Annotated in this window: 14 protein-coding genes and 1 pseudogene; 8 read left to right on the plus strand and 7 right to left on the minus strand. The window is 35.3% G+C overall.

The annotated features are described in order from the left end of the window. Positions 1-50: 50 nt before the first annotated feature. Together rimM and OPR43_RS07460 are read right to left on the minus strand one after the other, a co-directional pair. Entirely contained in the window at positions 51-557 is a 507-nt protein-coding gene (gene rimM / locus OPR43_RS07455) for a ribosome maturation factor RimM (RefSeq protein WP_265034723.1), read from the minus strand. 15 nt (positions 558-572) lie between these two features. Continuing rightward, positions 573-1,748 carry an aspartate aminotransferase family protein gene (locus tag OPR43_RS07460; RefSeq protein WP_265034724.1) on the minus strand — a complete coding sequence of 392 codons (1,176 nt, stop codon included), beginning with the start codon at positions 1,746-1,748 and terminating at the stop codon, positions 573-575. A 65-nt stretch (positions 1,749-1,813) separates the two neighbouring features. Here OPR43_RS07460 and OPR43_RS07465 point away from each other — a divergent pair, with 65 nt between their 5' ends. The 3 genes from OPR43_RS07465 (at position 1,814) to recF (ending at position 4,979) form a co-directional block, all read left to right on the plus strand. Further along, on the plus strand, positions 1,814-3,241 hold the full coding sequence (locus OPR43_RS07465) for a sensor histidine kinase (protein WP_265035705.1): 1,428 nt from the start codon (positions 1,814-1,816) through the stop codon (positions 3,239-3,241). A gap of 174 nt (positions 3,242-3,415) precedes the next feature. Continuing rightward, positions 3,416-3,883, plus strand: coding sequence for a thioredoxin-dependent thiol peroxidase (gene bcp, locus OPR43_RS07470; protein WP_265035707.1), 468 nt, complete (start codon positions 3,416-3,418; stop codon positions 3,881-3,883). Positions 3,884-3,899: 16 nt separating this feature from the next. Then, entirely contained in the window at positions 3,900-4,979 is a 1,080-nt protein-coding gene (recF, locus tag OPR43_RS07475) for a DNA replication/repair protein RecF (protein ID WP_265034725.1), read from the plus strand. Between the two features lie 465 nt (positions 4,980-5,444). Here recF and OPR43_RS08565 read toward each other — a convergent pair. Beyond that, positions 5,445-5,549 (minus strand): annotated as a pseudogene (locus tag OPR43_RS08565) (WPE palindromic element domain-containing protein); the annotation flags it as partial. Positions 5,550-5,610: 61 nt separating this feature from the next. Here OPR43_RS08565 and OPR43_RS07485 point away from each other — a divergent pair. After that, positions 5,611-5,751, plus strand: coding sequence for a hypothetical protein (locus OPR43_RS07485; RefSeq protein ID WP_265034727.1), 141 nt, complete (start codon positions 5,611-5,613; stop codon positions 5,749-5,751). Between the two features lie 107 nt (positions 5,752-5,858). Here OPR43_RS07485 and OPR43_RS07490 read toward each other — a convergent pair whose 3' ends face one another. Continuing rightward, positions 5,859-6,206, minus strand: a complete 348-nt coding sequence (locus tag OPR43_RS07490; RefSeq protein WP_265034728.1) for a TrbC/VirB2 family protein — start codon at positions 6,204-6,206, stop codon at positions 5,859-5,861. A 135-nt stretch (positions 6,207-6,341) separates the two neighbouring features. Between OPR43_RS07490 and OPR43_RS07495 the strand changes: the two genes are divergently transcribed. Both OPR43_RS07495 and OPR43_RS07500 read left to right on the plus strand, forming a co-directional pair. Beyond that, positions 6,342-7,157, plus strand: a complete 816-nt coding sequence (locus OPR43_RS07495) for a YihY/virulence factor BrkB family protein (protein WP_265034729.1) — start codon at positions 6,342-6,344, stop codon at positions 7,155-7,157. Next, on the plus strand, positions 7,144-7,899 hold the full coding sequence (locus OPR43_RS07500) for an SDR family oxidoreductase (RefSeq protein WP_265034730.1): 756 nt from the start codon (positions 7,144-7,146) through the stop codon (positions 7,897-7,899). Before OPR43_RS07495 ends, OPR43_RS07500 begins: the two co-directional genes overlap by 14 nt. Before the next feature lie 132 nt (positions 7,900-8,031). Here the strand turns inward: OPR43_RS07500 and OPR43_RS07505 are convergent, their stop codons facing one another. Further along, on the minus strand, positions 8,032-8,214 hold the full coding sequence (locus tag OPR43_RS07505) for a WPE palindromic element domain-containing protein (protein WP_264705490.1): 183 nt from the start codon (positions 8,212-8,214) through the stop codon (positions 8,032-8,034). A 138-nt stretch (positions 8,215-8,352) separates the two neighbouring features. Here OPR43_RS07505 and carB point away from each other — a divergent pair, with 138 nt between their 5' ends. Beyond that, entirely contained in the window at positions 8,353-11,799 is a 3,447-nt protein-coding gene (gene carB, locus OPR43_RS07510; RefSeq protein WP_265034731.1) for a carbamoyl-phosphate synthase large subunit, read from the plus strand. 120 nt (positions 11,800-11,919) lie between these two features. Continuing rightward, positions 11,920-13,428 carry a hypothetical protein gene (locus tag OPR43_RS07515; RefSeq protein WP_265034732.1) on the plus strand — a complete coding sequence of 503 codons (1,509 nt, stop codon included), beginning with the start codon at positions 11,920-11,922 and terminating at the stop codon, positions 13,426-13,428. A gap of 9 nt (positions 13,429-13,437) precedes the next feature. Here the strand turns inward: OPR43_RS07515 and OPR43_RS07520 are convergent, their stop codons facing one another. After that, positions 13,438-14,253: an SDR family oxidoreductase gene (locus OPR43_RS07520; protein ID WP_265034733.1), complete on the minus strand. Its 816-nt coding sequence runs from the start codon at positions 14,251-14,253 to the stop codon at positions 13,438-13,440. 5 nt (positions 14,254-14,258) lie between these two features. Continuing rightward, positions 14,259-14,903 (minus strand): alpha/beta hydrolase, encoded by a 645-nt coding sequence (locus OPR43_RS07525; protein ID WP_265034734.1) that lies wholly within the window; start codon positions 14,901-14,903, stop codon positions 14,259-14,261. Positions 14,904-14,964 lie beyond the last annotated feature (61 nt).

Raw genomic sequence — 14,964 nt, forward strand, 5'->3', positions numbered from 1 at the left:
AGTTTGATCTTACAATTATAAGTAGCTTTATATAAATATCAAAGTCTTTATTAGTCAATAAATTCTGGCATATTTAATACTATATACCTCCCCTTTATATTTATATGTGGAAATATCTCTTTAGTGAAAGATAGCATAATGCGTTTTTTTGTGCTGATAACTAAAATTTCTAATATATCCCCTGAGCCAAAATTATACACAGATTTTACATGGCCATATAATTCATTACTTTTCAGCCTTACTTCCATATCTACAAGGTCACTTTGGTAAAATTCATCCTCATCATTTAGCTCTGGTAACTTGCTTCTTTCTATATATAGCTTCTTATTCCTTAAAAGCTCTGCTTCATTACGGGAATTTACTCCGCTTATTGTAGCTATTACTAAATTATCACCTATGACGGATACTGAGTCTATTTCATAATTCTCATCACCACTTATTAGCTCACCATATAAGGAGATATTTTCGGGCTTTTCAGTAAAGGTTTTTACTTTAACAGCTCCTTTAATTCCGTAAGGAGAGGTAATAATTCCTAAGCATACCAGATTGTCGTTCATATTAATATGGATTATCTAACCAGAAGATTTCTCAGATAAATATTGTCTAAGAATCTCAATTCCTTCATCAATCCCTTTTTCAGCGATGATTAATGGAGGCAAAATTCTCACAACGTTATCTGATGTTACCCCAACAGTGAGTAAACCACGATGACTTAACTCTTCTGCAAACTTTTGATTGTCTGCTTTCACTTTTATTCCAAGCATTAGCCCCTCCCCTCTCACTTCTTCTATTATTGGAAATTTACTTGCTAAGTTTTCTAGTTTATTTTTTAGGTATTTACCTCTAATTTCAACATTTTTCAAAAAGCCGGGGCTGAGCAATTCTTCGAGCACAGCATTACCTACTGAGGTTGCAAGCGGATTGCCACCAAAAGTGGAACCGTGCATACCAACTGCCATGTATTTAGCAGCATTTTCAGTTGCAAGACAAGCCCCTAGCGGAAACCCCCCGCCTATTCCCTTTGCAAGAGCACATATATCAGGTTCCACTCCTATATGTTCGTATGCGAATAATTTTCCTGTCCTACCGGCACCGCATTGCACGCAATCAAAAAATAACAATATGTCATTTTCATCACACAGCTTTCTTAGTTCTTTCATAAAGACTTCATTCATTACTTTGATACCACCTTGCCCTTGTATTGGTTCTATTAATATAACGCCTATATCACTTGAAATTGCTTTCTTTACACTCTCAATATTGGGCTCGATATTATCACACCAATCAATACAGGGACTCAGTAATTCAGAAAATTTCTGTTTATCGTTTGCAGCACAAGTTAGGAAGGTTCTTCCATGAAATGCACCATGGAATGTTAAAATTCTGTGACGGTTTTTATTGCCTTTTCCGTTTTGATAGACCCTAGCAATCTTAAGCCCACATTCTACTGCCTCTGATCCAGAATTTGAGAAAAATACAGTGTCAGCGAAACTGTTGTTTATTAATTTTTCTGCAAAATTATTGGCGGCAGGTATATTATAGGTATTTGATATATGCCATAATTTTTCTCCTTGCAATTTAAGAGCACTAATTAATCGCGAATTAGTGTGACCTAAGCTACTAACGGCTATTCCGGAGTGAAAATCTACGTAGCGCTCACCATCAACATCATATAGGTAGATACCTTTGCCATGAGAAAAATTTATATTAACAGGAGAATAAACTGGCAAGATAGGAGAAATTGTCATAAAATATTATATGCTAAATTTTATTATTAATAACATAAAAACCGTTGTTTCACAATAAGAAGGATATGTATAAGCTAGGTAAATTAATGTTTTCTGCACTGGAGAAAAACAAATACACAAAAGTTATTGTATTACTCTCATCGATCTTTATGATTTTATTCAGTGTGATATATTGTAATTATTTACTAAGGAGTAATTTCCTTTCTTCTTACCGTGATTCAAGTGTAAACTTAAAAAGTGTACTGGAAAATGGTATCATAAAAAAATACCATTATTTACTAATAGAAAAGCATCACATTAAATACAAAAGTTTTGATTACATAAACCAACTGGTAAAGCTGCGTGCTGAATTATTACAATCAGTGAGCAAAGTAAAGGATTTCAGCTTAATACTGTATGATCAAAACGGCAGAATAATATTCAGTAATTTTAACACTCAAGATTATGATTATGAACAGTTACTTACAAACGATGAAATTGATAAACTATTAAGTAACCAAGAAATATTTTATACTACAGGAAATACATTAACTTCTATTTTCCCTATATTCCATGAAAATAGCGTTAAACCGTCGTTTTTTTTGAAGATTCTTCGAAACTACAATAATTCTTATATTATAGCATATGGCCTATTTTTAACATTTTTAGGCTTATTATTAATAATTTTAATATTAATAATGTTCTATTTGCACTTTTCTAATACCCAAATGCTAGCCAAGCAACATAAAACTAACATTGAATTACAGCAGATAAAAGAGACATTAGAGCAAGAAAATGCAAACAAGCTAAAGTTTTTTGCAAGCGTTACACATGAATTACGCACACCTCTTAATGCTATTATTGGATTTGCGGAGTTGATCAAAAATAAAACTTTAGGTTCAATGGATAATTCTCAATACAAGGAGTATGCAGACGATATATATAATGCAGGAACACACTTACTTACCTTAATTAATGATGTGTTAGATTTTTCAAAAGCTGAATCAAGTAGTTTAACAGTAGAAAAAGTGAAGTTTAACCTGAACAAAATAATGGATTCATGCATAAATATGCTATTACCTAAATTAAGAGAAACTGAGATTAATTTAAAAAAAGAGATACCTAATAAGCAATTATTAGTTATTGCAGATCCTAAGAGAATGAAACAAGTTATAATAAATTTATTATCAAACTCAATCAAATTTACCCCAAAGGGTGGTTTAATAAGAATGGTGGTAAAAGAAAATATAGAAAAAAACTTATTAACTATTGAGTTTCATGACAATGGAATAGGAATAATGCAGCAGGATATATATAAAGTTATGTCTGTTTTTGGCCAAGCAAATTCGGGATATAGAAATGAAGGTACGGGCATCGGATTGCCGCTAAGCAAGAAATTAGTAGAGTTAATGGGTGGAACTTTCGACATTAAAAGTGAAGCAAAACTTGGTACTACGATAACATTGAACTTCTTTTATGAAGAGCAAACATGTGAAGATTCGATTGATTTTTAATAGGATCTATTGATATGGTCTTGAGAATCACACTTTATCAAAAGCGGCAAGCCGAGAAGGCAGTTATCAATAAGCCCCCTATCAAGAATCTTATCTGTGTTAGCTATATATAAAATTTGATACTCTGACTACAATATACTACTATAGATAGAAGTGTTATTAATGGAGCAAGGTATGGAGTTAGTAGTAGGAAATAATGCACCTGATTTTAGCTTACCAACAGATTCTGGTGAAAATTTATCACTGAGTGAATTTTTTGATAAAAAAAATGTAGTTCTCTATTTTTATCCTAAAGATGATACTCCGGGTTGTACGATGGAAGCAAAAGGCTTTAGAGATAAAATAGATGATTTTTCTTCCCTTGATACAGTGATAATTGGTGTATCAAAAGATAGCGTTAAGTGCCACGCTAACTTCAAAGCAAAATATTCTCTGCCGTTTTCTTTAGTTTCTGATGAGAATGCTGAAATGTTGGGAAAATATGGTGTTTGGGTAGAGAAAAGTATGTTTGGCAAAAAGTATATGGGAATAGAACGCACTACTTTTTTAATAGATAAAAAAGGTAAAGTAGTGAAGATCTGGAAAAATGTAAAAGTTAGTGGACATGTTGATGAGGTTCTGGAAGAAGTAAAGAGAATATAAACTAAAGAATAGGTTAATGGCTACCCATTGCTACATAAAAAAGCTGAAATTACATAATTTTCGTAGCCACTCAAACTTTGAACTGGATTCAGATGATAGCTCAGTTGTAATAACTGGCAAAAATGGTATTGGTAAAACTAATATACTTGAAGCAATCTCGTTGCTTGCTAAAAGCAATGGAATGAAAAAAGCAAAAGCCAGTGAGATACAAAATAGATTCAGTAATGAAGATTGGGCAGTGCACTATGATTTTTTTAATGGAACGGATTTTAATTCAATTGGTATCGCAAAGAGTTTTGATAAGAAACTAATACAAATTGATGGAAAAACGCAATCAAGTTATTCATCTCTGTATAAGATATCCAATGTAATATGGCTGATTCCACAAATGGACTATGTTCTTCTTAATTCTCCAAGTGACAGATTAAAATTTTTAGACCGTATAGTTTCACTGTTTGAAGAAAATTACACTTGCTGCTACATGAAATATAGAAAAGCTAAACATGAGCGAAGTAAACTGTTGAGAGAGAACACCTTGGACGAAAATTGGCTCTCTAGTCTTGAAAACATAATGGCTGTTAATGCAGTTAGTATTTTACGTATGCGATCGTCTGTTTTAAAAATATTACAAGACACAATTGATAACCATTCCAGTGAGCTTTTTCCGAAGGCAAGTTTGAAATTCAGCAGCCAACTAACTTTGAACGATACTGCAGAATATTTTCAGAATCGTCTAAAGGAAAACAGAGAAAAAGACTCATTGACTGGTAGAGTAACCTTTGGTGTGCATAACGATAATTTTCGGGTTTTTTGTCAAAAAAGAAACGTACCAATAAATCTGTGCTCCACTGGAGAACAAAAGTTATTACTGCTTTCTATTATTTTATCCAGTGTAAAAGCAAGGTGTATTCATTACAATAAGGCACCACTTCTTCTACTTGATGATATAATGTCTCATCTGGATAAACATTACAGAAAGGCGTTAATAGAGGAAGTGTTAAGTATTCAATGTCAAACTTGGATAACTGATGTAAATCAAGACAATTTCAATAGCTATCTTTATTCTTTCAAGTTTTTTAAATTATCAAATGAATAGTACCTCTTTCAAAGCTCATACAGGCAACTCCCAATTGTAAATTCCGGCAATTAAACCTCAAACCAGAACATTTCTGTTTTTTTTTACTTTAAATTAAATGCAAAACCTACTTGACAAATTCCGCCAGCGCCCTTATTATAGTATTAAGAGTATTTTTGACTCAAAACTTGTTTTTGATCTGCGCAGGTTCAATGACAAAATTCAGTAAAAAACTTAGGGTGTTTTTTGGCGGATTACATAAAATTATAGCGGCTGCATGTCTTTTTTATTTTTTCTACATTCAGCCAAATCGCGCTTAAACTAAGCGTCAGCAAATTATTACAGCGCCAATTTAAAGTATTAGAGGGTCAAAACTCGCACTACGGGGTTTCTTTTGCCTTTTTTTTCATTTGGTAAATTTCTTAATATTTAGATTGGTTGTAATTTTAAGAGTCCTATAGAAATGTCATCCCAGTGCCCCTATGATGTCATTCCAGTGCTTGGCACTGGAATCCAGCCTTTATTATGCAGCCACTTAGTTGAAATTAAGTTTTCTGGATCCCAGTGTCTGGGCACTGGGATGACACCATTCTTTTTTCTGGATTCCAGTGTCTGAGCACTGCCCTTTTGGATAGAAATCAGTGTTAGCTACTTGGATGACACCCTGACAACCGTCATCCCGCTACGTGTTAGCGGGATCTATGCTAAGAGATACCGTGACGGTATGACGGTTCGCGGCGGCATGACGATAACCTTGTCATTCCAGCGCGTGACGTTGGAATTCAGACTTTAACTAATATGATTACAGAAAGAGAATTTATTAGGTAGTTATAGACACTGAAAGTGGTAAAACTTACCACTTTCAAGTAAAGAAAACTACGTTTACGCCTCCAATAATTTCTATGGATGATCCATTACTAAACCATCTTTACAAATCACACCTCCTGGTGTTATTTTTGAAACGACTACAGGAGCGCCAAAAAACACAGCAGTAAATGCACCGAGTGCAAAAAGCGCTGGCCACGGCATCCTGCCGAATATTGCAAGCAACGCTGCACCAATTATCACTATTGTGATCATTGGTCCACCTATGCCATGAGTATAGCCTATTATCTTGCATATCACTGATGATGTTGTATCATTTGTATCAACAAAAGTAGTAGTAGTAGTAGTAGTACCGCTGCTGCCAGCATTTGCATCAAATGCAAAGGAGAGAATTAAAGCCACTAGTAGAAGAAAATTTTTCATTATGCCTCCGATAATTTCTGTTTCATATTTGATTATCTATCACTTTGATTAAATTTAAGTAAACGGTGAGGATTTTTTGCTTAAAAGTATCCTTTATTTCATTTAGAATACTTTTCTTGGTTCGTTTATATTACAGTGCTACAGAAATTTTACAGCATCGTTTATTGCCTTTATCGTGCTTTGATTGACACAATTCATAATGATGGAGTGGAGCATGCAGGGTATTTATCATTTTTAATTCTGTTATCAATATTCCCTTTTCTCATCGTTTTAATGGCTGTGGCGTCAACATTCGCAAATTTCTTAGACCAGTATAACATTGGCTGGGTATTTATCATTGATAACATGCCACAGGATATTTTGGCATCTTTGATGCCGCGTATCAGAGAGATAATATCAGGCCCGCCGCAAAGCTTACTAACTTTAGCAATTGTAGGTGCTGTTTGGACCGCCTCGTCAACAATTGAAGGGCTAAGAACAGTATTGAACAAAGCTTATAAAATTCCGGTTTCGCCGCCTTATATATGGAGAAGGGTACTCAGTATATTACAATTTTTAGTGATCACGCTTATTATAACTCTAACTATAGCGTTCTCTACATTAGTGCCAATGCTAATTGATTTTTCCTATCAGGGGCTAAGTTATACTAAATACCTGCTCATTGAATTTGTACTTTTCACAGTAGTCTCTTGGCTATATTTTATGTTGCCAAACATAAAACAAAATTTATCAGATGTCTTTCCTGGATCTTGTGTGGCTGTTATTCTTTGGACGATTTCCGCTTCAGCTTTCAAGCAATACTTAAAAGCTTCCTTTGATCAACTGAATTTGATATATGGAAGTTTAGGTGGTATGGTAGTGTCATTACTATTTTTTTATATGCTAAGTTTGATTTTTATATATGGAGCAAAATTTAATTTTCAGCTAAAATACTTCAATGAATCTCGCTAAGGAAAAAGAAATGGGTAAGTTAGAAGGTAAAGTAGCTTTAATTACCGGGGCTTCAGGTGAAATAGGCTCTGCTGTTGCAAAAAGGTTTGTAAGAGAAGGTGCATGTGTGATTCTGATTTCAAGATCTCTTGATAATCTCAAGCCACTATATAATGAAATTGAAGAGCTTGAAGAATTTAAAGAAGGCTCTGTGAAACTAATTCAGCTTGATCTTTTAGACTTTGAGAATGTAAAGATACTGACAAACATGATAGAAAGCCTGAAATTATCAGAATCTGGAGCGCTTGATATATTAGTTGCGTGTACTGGAATTTCAGGCAAACTGAACCCTATTCACGACTGTGAGATTGAAGAGCTACAGAACGTAATGAATACAAATTTTACTGCCAATTGGTACTTACTAAAAAACTTAGATCCAATGCTAAAAAAGTCTAATGCTGGAAGAGTGATATTCATGACCTCAGAGGTGACACTTTCTCCTTCTTCTTATCCATATTGGATGCCGTATGCTGCGAGTAAAGTTGCACTAGAAATAATGGTGCAGATATATGCATCTGAGACAAAACATACAAAATTATGTGTAAATGCTGTATACACGGAAGGACCTGTGGGTAGTGAGCAGGCATTTCCTGGATCTGAATTGGTGTCACCTGATAAACTAACAGATAAATTTGTGGAATTAGCTTCTGAAGACTGCAGCACATCAGGAAAAATCTTACCGCTTAGCAAATCTCTCGAATAAATTACCATAGTATCTGCAAAGATACCGTTAAGCCCACAACTGTATGAACATTGTGATTTGAGAGTAATCTCCACTAGGAAGGATGTCATCCCAGTGCCTCTATGGTGTCATTCCAGTGCTTGACACTGGAATCTAGTCTTTATTATGCAGCCACTTATTTAAAGTTAAGTTTTCTGGATCCCAGTGTCTGGGCACTGGGATGACACCTCTGGGCACTGCCGTCATAAAGGAACCAGTGTCAGCTACTTGAATGACATCATTTGCTGTGCAATTTACCTTCAAAAATGAATGTTTGTACAGCTGTGTGTCAAGCACTGGAATCTGCCACGCAAATCACAATGTTCGTACAGTTATGCGTCAAGCCTAAAAGTAGTTAGCTAATAGGTTTAATAAAAATTCACATTTATAGGAAAGATTGGTAACATTATTTGAATAAAAATCGTTATTGTAATTATGCCAAAACGCACGGATATAGAATCTATATTAGTAATAGGAGCAGGCCCAATAGTTATAGGTCAGGCATGCGAGTTTGATTATTCTGGAACGCAAAGCTGTAAAGTATTAAAAAGTGAAGGTTATAAAGTCATTTTGGTTAACTCCAATCCTGCAACTATAATGACGGATCCTGAGTTTTCTGATGCGACGTATATTGAGCCGGTACTGCCTGAAATCATAGAGAAAATCATAATTAAGGAGAGGCCAGATGCAATATTGCCAACAATGGGCGGGCAAACAGCACTCAATTGCGCAATAAAACTTGCAGATGATGGAGTGTTAGACAAATACAACGTAGAATTAATAGGAGTAAATAGAGAAGCAATAAAAAAAGCAGAAGATAGGGAATTATTTCGCCAATCCATGGATAAAATAGGGCTAAAATACCCCAAAAGTGTCATTATAAAAAATCAAGAACAAATAAAAAAGGCTTTGGATTACATTGGATTACCAGCAATCATCCGTTCATCATTCACTCTTGGCGGTGCAGGTAGCGGCATAGCATATAATAAAGAGGAGTTTTTCAATATCGTAGAAAGTGCTCTCAAAATTTCGCCAATAAATGAAGTTCAGATAGATGAATCAATTATCGGCTGGAAAGAATATGAAATGGAAGTTATCCGTGACTGCAAGGATAACTGTATAATAGTGTGTTCAATAGAAAATGTTGATCCAATGGGGGTGCACACTGGGGATAGTATCACGGTTGCTCCTGCTTTGACTCTACGTGACGCAGAATACCAACAGATGAGAAATGCATCTATAGCAGTGCTGAGAGAAATTGATGTTAGTGCCGGTGGTGCAAATGTGCAGTTTGCAGTGAATCCTAAAGAAGATGGAAGCCTCGTTGTAATTGAAATGAATCCAAGGGTTTCTCGCTCTTCTGCACTTGCCTCAAAAGCAACAGGCTATCCTATTGCAAAAGTTGTAACTAAACTTGCTATTGGCTATTCGCTCGATGAAATACGTAACGACTGCGCTCCAATAATACCAGCAGCATTCGAACCAGTGATTGATTATATCGTCACTAAAATTCCTCGATTTGAGTTTGAAAAATTTAAGGGGACGAATTGTGAATTATCAACTTCCATGAAATCAGTGGGAGAAGTAATGTCAATCGGCCGCACTTTTAATGAGTCACTACAGAAAGCTTTCCGTTCACTTGAAACTGATCTTACAGGACTTGATGAAGTATTTCCTGAGAACATTGATATTAAATCTCAATTAGCAAAATTGCTGCCAAACAGATTACTGATTGCTGCTGACGCAATGCGTCACGGAATTAGCATAGAAGAAATAAATTCGATTACAGGATATGACTTATGGTTTTTGCAGAATATACAGCAAATTATATTAGCTGAACAAAAAATCAAGGAAAATGGCCTTCCTGGAACTGCATATGAAATATTAGAACTAAAAAAGATGGGATTCTCGGATGCAAGGTTGGCAAAGTTAAGTAATAGACCTACCTCTGTCATCCCAGTACCCTCTAATGTCATCCCAGTGCGTGACACTGGGATCCAGCCAGCGTTACACGCTGGAGATCGAGTAAAACAAATTGAGGAAATAAGAAAAAAATTCGGCATCAAACAAGTTTATAAACGCGTAGATACTTGCGCAGCTGAATTTGAATCGAGCACTGCTTATATGTATGGCTGCTATGAGGGTGATGTTGAAAATAAAACGGAATGTGAGGCGAATATTTCTGACCGAGAAAAGGTTGTCATTTTAGGAAGTGGTCCAAATCGCATTGGTCAAGGTATTGAGTTTGATTATGCATGTGTACATGCAGCTTCTGCCGCCAAAGAAATGGGGTATGAAACAATAATGATCAACTGTAATCCAGAAACTGTCTCAACTGACTACGATACCGCTGATCGTTTATATTTTGCACCACTCATTGCAGAGGATGTGCTTGAAATACTAAGTAAAGAGCAAGAAAATGGCACACTGGTTGGTGTGATAGTTCAAATAGGTGGTCAAACACCTTTAAAGTTAGCCAAAGTGCTTAACGAGAGAGGTTTCAAAATTTTGGGAACTTCGTTTGATTCTATTGACCTTGCAGAAGATCGCATGAGGTTTAAAAATCTTGCTTTGCAACTTAATTTAAAACAACCTGAAAGTTCTATCTGCCATTCAGTAGAAGAAGCGTTAACCAATGCAGAAAAGGTGGGGTTTCCACTAGTAGTCAGGCCATCATATGTCCTCGGCGGTCAGTCTATGTCGATTAGACACGATACTCAGAGCTTTAAAGAGTATGTCTTGAATCAAACCAAAATTTTTGAACACGGATCGCTGCTTCTTGATAAATTTTTAGTCAATGCAGTTGAGGTTGACGTTGATGCTGTATGTGATGGGGAAAAAGTTTTCATTGCAGCGGTCATGGAGCACATTGAAGAAGCTGGTATCCACTCTGGCGATTCAACATGCTCAATACCGACAAATACATTGAGTGACGAAGTAATAAAAGAGATCGAGCTACAAACTGAGAGAATAGCATTAGCATTAAAAGTGAAAGGTCTGATAAACATTCAGTTTGCTGTTCAAGAGAATAGACCTCTTGCAGAACCTGTTTGTGATGAGAAATTTTTAGGAAAAGTGCAGATGAGCACCACAGAATACTCGAATGTATTTGAGGAGCGCAGACAAGCTTTGACGACAAAATTGCCTTCAGAAATCGAGTTATGCAAGAGGTCTAGTGATGTATACATACTTGAAGTGAATCTAAGGGCTAGTCGCACAGTTCCTTTTATTTCCAAGGTAATCAACATTCCTGTTGCAAAGCTTGCCACTCAGGTTATTTTGGGTAAAAAATTGAATCAGGAAAACAAGCCTTTCAATCATTTTGCAGTTAAAGCTGCTGTTTTTCCATTTACCCGCTTTGCAGGAGTTGATACTTTACTTGGTCCTGAAATGAAATCAACAGGAGAAGTGATGGGAATTGACTCATCTTTCGAAGCTGCACTTGCAAAAGTGCATATGGCTGCAGGATACAAGTTACCAACAGAAGGAACAGCTCTGGTTTCAGTAAAAGATGATGATAAAGAGTATATATTGCCAGTTGCACGAATGTTGAAAGAACTGAGTTTTGAAATATATGCCACCAAAGGCACAGCTTCGTATCTGAACAATAACGGCATTGCTGCAAAAGCTGTAAATAAAGTGAGAGAAGGCAGACCCCACATCGTTGATATGCTCAAAGATGGAAAAATAAATCTAGTGATCAATACCTCAAAAGGTGTAAAGTCAGTCTCAGACAGCAAAAATATTCGCAGAACTGCTATTTTGCAAAATATAGCTTACAGCACCACAGCTTCTGGAAGTAAAGCGTTAGTGCTTGCAATTCAATATGTAAAGAATAGCAAATTGGAAGTGAAATCATTACAGCAGATACAAAACATTTAAATATCAAAACTAAAATAATTCATTGCTCTATCTCAAAATCGTGGTAGAGTAATGTAAATTAAATTTCTTTACTGACTTGCCTATGTATTATAGTATTTGTATGGGTAATGGTTATATAACATGACTTATGAGATAAAAAAGCAACAAATAATAGATCAACAAATTTTTGAAAGTAATATAAAAGATCCGACGAAGTTCTCTCTTAATCAAGAGTATAACTTTGCCGATGATGATAATCAACAAAATGTTGAAAGTAATATAGAAAATCTGGCGAAGCTCTTGCTTGATCAAAGATATAACCTTGCCGATGATGATCAGGTAATTTGCGCTGATTCTCTTCTTCCAGAAAACTCATTTTTAATGAATCTGTCACCAACTCATAACTGGTTAGACGAAAGTGATAATCGACTACAGCACTTTAGTAATTATGATTCAGATGATAGTTCCGCTGATGGTAATCAGACGCCTTATACTGAATCAAGTGATTGGGACCCAAATTCGAGCTGTAGTTCAGATTATTCTTATTTTTTGGAAGATGGCTCACTTTTAATGGATCTAGAAATACCATTAACTACAAGTGAAAGTAAGCTGATTGGTGAATTTTGTAAGGAGATGAAAAAGGTGGAAAAAGAAAAAAACAAAGGAAGAGCTTTAAGGCTTGTTCGAGACATAACAAATAAATATTTAGGGAAAGGGATAAGACTAAATTCATGTTATGGTGATCGTTATAGAACTGTAACAAATTTGATATTTGAAGAAATAATAGATGTTATTAAGAATGAAGGCCTATGCCCTAGCAGTAAAGCGCATGCATTTGGAGGTCAGGATGTTTCCTGTAACAATGAAGATCAAGATGATGACAACACGAATGAAGCACTGGAAGATGGTAATTTAGACATCATAAGAAACACCATTAGGGATTTATTGTTAAAAGGTGGGAAAGTAGAAAGAGGTCTTTTCGATGGTGGTGAGCTAGGACATGTAACTTCTGATTTTGATTATGTCAATGATCTCTTTGCGGAATGTAAGGAAATTGAAAACGATCTAAAAAATGTAGCATATGAAAGTATTGTAAACAAAAATAAGCAAACCCAAAAGGATGAATTAGAAGTAGAGATAGATAATGGATGTTTTTATATAGAATATCCACAAGATAGTATTGTTGAAGTTGCAAAAATCCTAAGCAATGAAAAGAATGAAGGTTTAAACTTAAGAGTTGGTATACTGCAAATTGGGAAAAGTATAGTAAGAGTTGAAAGCTACAACGGAAAAAGAAATTATCTGGATGTTTGTAAGCAAGGTGTAACATTATCTTTTGATAGTGAAGCAGGAAAAATCAGTATTCATCTAAATCCTAAGAAAAATAGTAATGAAATAGAAGTAAAGATTGATAAGGAGAGCGAAGCAAGGCTTAACGAGTTAGAAGATAAGGGGGAAAATTTAGGAGAAAGCTGTCTTTTAGGAAGAAAAAGTGTTTGGGAAGCTATACGAGATGGAAATTTTGAAAGAAATAGTATACCTAAAGAATCAACTAGCGTAATTGAACAGCCAAATGCTGCAACGAATACTCCACAATCTTCCCTAGAGAACATTCGTCTGAACGGACACAATCACAGAACTAAGCAATAGGCCTATCTATCATTCTAATGTGATTTCAGTTTTTTTTACGTGCAAACTCTTTAATCCCACCTTGTAGTTAGGATAAATTAGAGAGACATTAAGATCTTTTTTAATTTTAACATTACTTACTTTTTTTGATCCTAAATAAAAACTCTGTGCATAATCTGGTAAGGAAGAAACCTCAATTGGCTCTGGAGGGCTAACATTGAGAAGTTTGGTCGCATACATTACCACTTCAGATTGTGTAGTGGGTAAATCGTCTGCACAATTGTATATTTCACCAGGTTTTATGTTTTGCATGGAAGAAAATAGAATATTCGATATATCTTCAACGTGAATACGAGAAAAAAAATGCCCTTCCTTTTTCACATTTCTTGCTTTGCCAAGCTGCAAGTCAATTAACACGTTCCTACCAGGACCGTATATTCCAGCTAAACGAAAAATATGTACAGGCAGTTTGCTATTCAGCCACTTCTTTTCAGATTTAAGGCGTTTTTCTCCTCTGATTTCTATAGGTTGTGTTTCAGATTCCTCATTCACCCAATTACCAGAGTGATCACCATAGACGCTAGTTGCAGACAAATAACCAAACCATTTGACATTTTGCAGACAATCACCGTATCTCTCCACAACATCATCACCATCTGGAGGAATAGAAATTAAAACGTGCGTTGCGCTTTTAAGCAGATCTTGACTAACTTTCTCATAATTAAAGAGGATTACATTTTGTATATTTTTACTTCTTGATGTGCCACTGACTTTCCAACCTAAGTTTAGTAGTTTTTTCGATAAAAATTTAGCTACATATCCATAACCAAAGCAAAACAAGTGCATAGAAGTTAGTTGCTGAAATTTTTCTTGATAAACTCTATACCTAATTTTATTCCCTCTTCATTAATAATATGTCCTAATGCATGAATTGGGTGTCCCTCAACATTTACCCCAGTTTCTTTCAGAGCTTTAACCGCTAAGTCGAGAGACGAAAAAGGTACCACGTCGTCAGCATCACCATGGATAACACATATGTTAGGTTTTGATTTGATCTCTGGTACAGTTTTTGAAGGTGAAAGAAACCTACCAGAGTATGCAACAACTGATGCACAGGATTGAGAGCGGGTGAGAGCTGTATGTATTGCAAGCATTGCTCCTTGAGAAAATCCAACTAAAGAAAGTTGCGTATCTTTTAAATTAAGCTCCTTTAATTTTGTATCAATGAAATGATTTACAATTGATGTAGCATTTTTTACTCCATTATATAGCGCTTCCTCACTACGATCTTCCAAGCTGAACCACTGATAACCATCACCTATTTCTCTTTCAAACGGAGCATTGGGTACTGCAAAATATGAACCCAGTAAAAACTTGCTCATAACTTTAGCAAGGTGAATGAAATTATCGCCACTTGAGCCCCAACCATGTAAAAAAACAATCAAATTTTTCTTATTTCCGCCTGCACAAATTTCTGGGCCTTTAAGTTTAATCATCTCTTTTCCTTTTGCGTTTATATTTTTATTTAACACTAATTTTCAAATTTGTAAAACCAAT

The organism is Wolbachia endosymbiont (group A) of Apoderus coryli (genome assembly GCF_947251615.1).
Lineage (GTDB): Bacteria > Pseudomonadota > Alphaproteobacteria > Rickettsiales > Anaplasmataceae > Wolbachia.

Excerpts from the sequence above, each read along its gene's own strand:
- rimM (WP_265034723.1), bottom strand. The coding sequence starts at position 557 with ATGAACGACAATCTGGTATGCTTAGGAATTATTACCTCTCCTTACGGA.
- OPR43_RS07460 (WP_265034724.1), bottom strand. The coding sequence starts at position 1,748 with ATGACAATTTCTCCTATCTTGCCAGTTTATTCTCCTGTTAATATAAAT.
- OPR43_RS07465 (WP_265035705.1), top strand. The coding sequence starts at position 1,814 with ATGTATAAGCTAGGTAAATTAATGTTTTCTGCACTGGAGAAAAACAAA.
- bcp (WP_265035707.1), top strand. The coding sequence starts at position 3,416 with ATGGAGTTAGTAGTAGGAAATAATGCACCTGATTTTAGCTTACCAACA.
- recF (WP_265034725.1), top strand. The coding sequence starts at position 3,900 with ATGGCTACCCATTGCTACATAAAAAAGCTGAAATTACATAATTTTCGT.
- OPR43_RS07490 (WP_265034728.1), bottom strand. The coding sequence starts at position 6,206 with ATGAAAAATTTTCTTCTACTAGTGGCTTTAATTCTCTCCTTTGCATTT.
- OPR43_RS07500 (WP_265034730.1), top strand. The coding sequence starts at position 7,144 with ATGAATCTCGCTAAGGAAAAAGAAATGGGTAAGTTAGAAGGTAAAGTA.
- carB (WP_265034731.1), top strand. The coding sequence starts at position 8,353 with ATGCCAAAACGCACGGATATAGAATCTATATTAGTAATAGGAGCAGGC.
- OPR43_RS07515 (WP_265034732.1), top strand. The coding sequence starts at position 11,920 with ATGACTTATGAGATAAAAAAGCAACAAATAATAGATCAACAAATTTTT.
- OPR43_RS07520 (WP_265034733.1), bottom strand. The coding sequence starts at position 14,253 with ATGCACTTGTTTTGCTTTGGTTATGGATATGTAGCTAAATTTTTATCG.
- OPR43_RS07525 (WP_265034734.1), bottom strand. The coding sequence starts at position 14,903 with ATGATTAAACTTAAAGGCCCAGAAATTTGTGCAGGCGGAAATAAGAAA.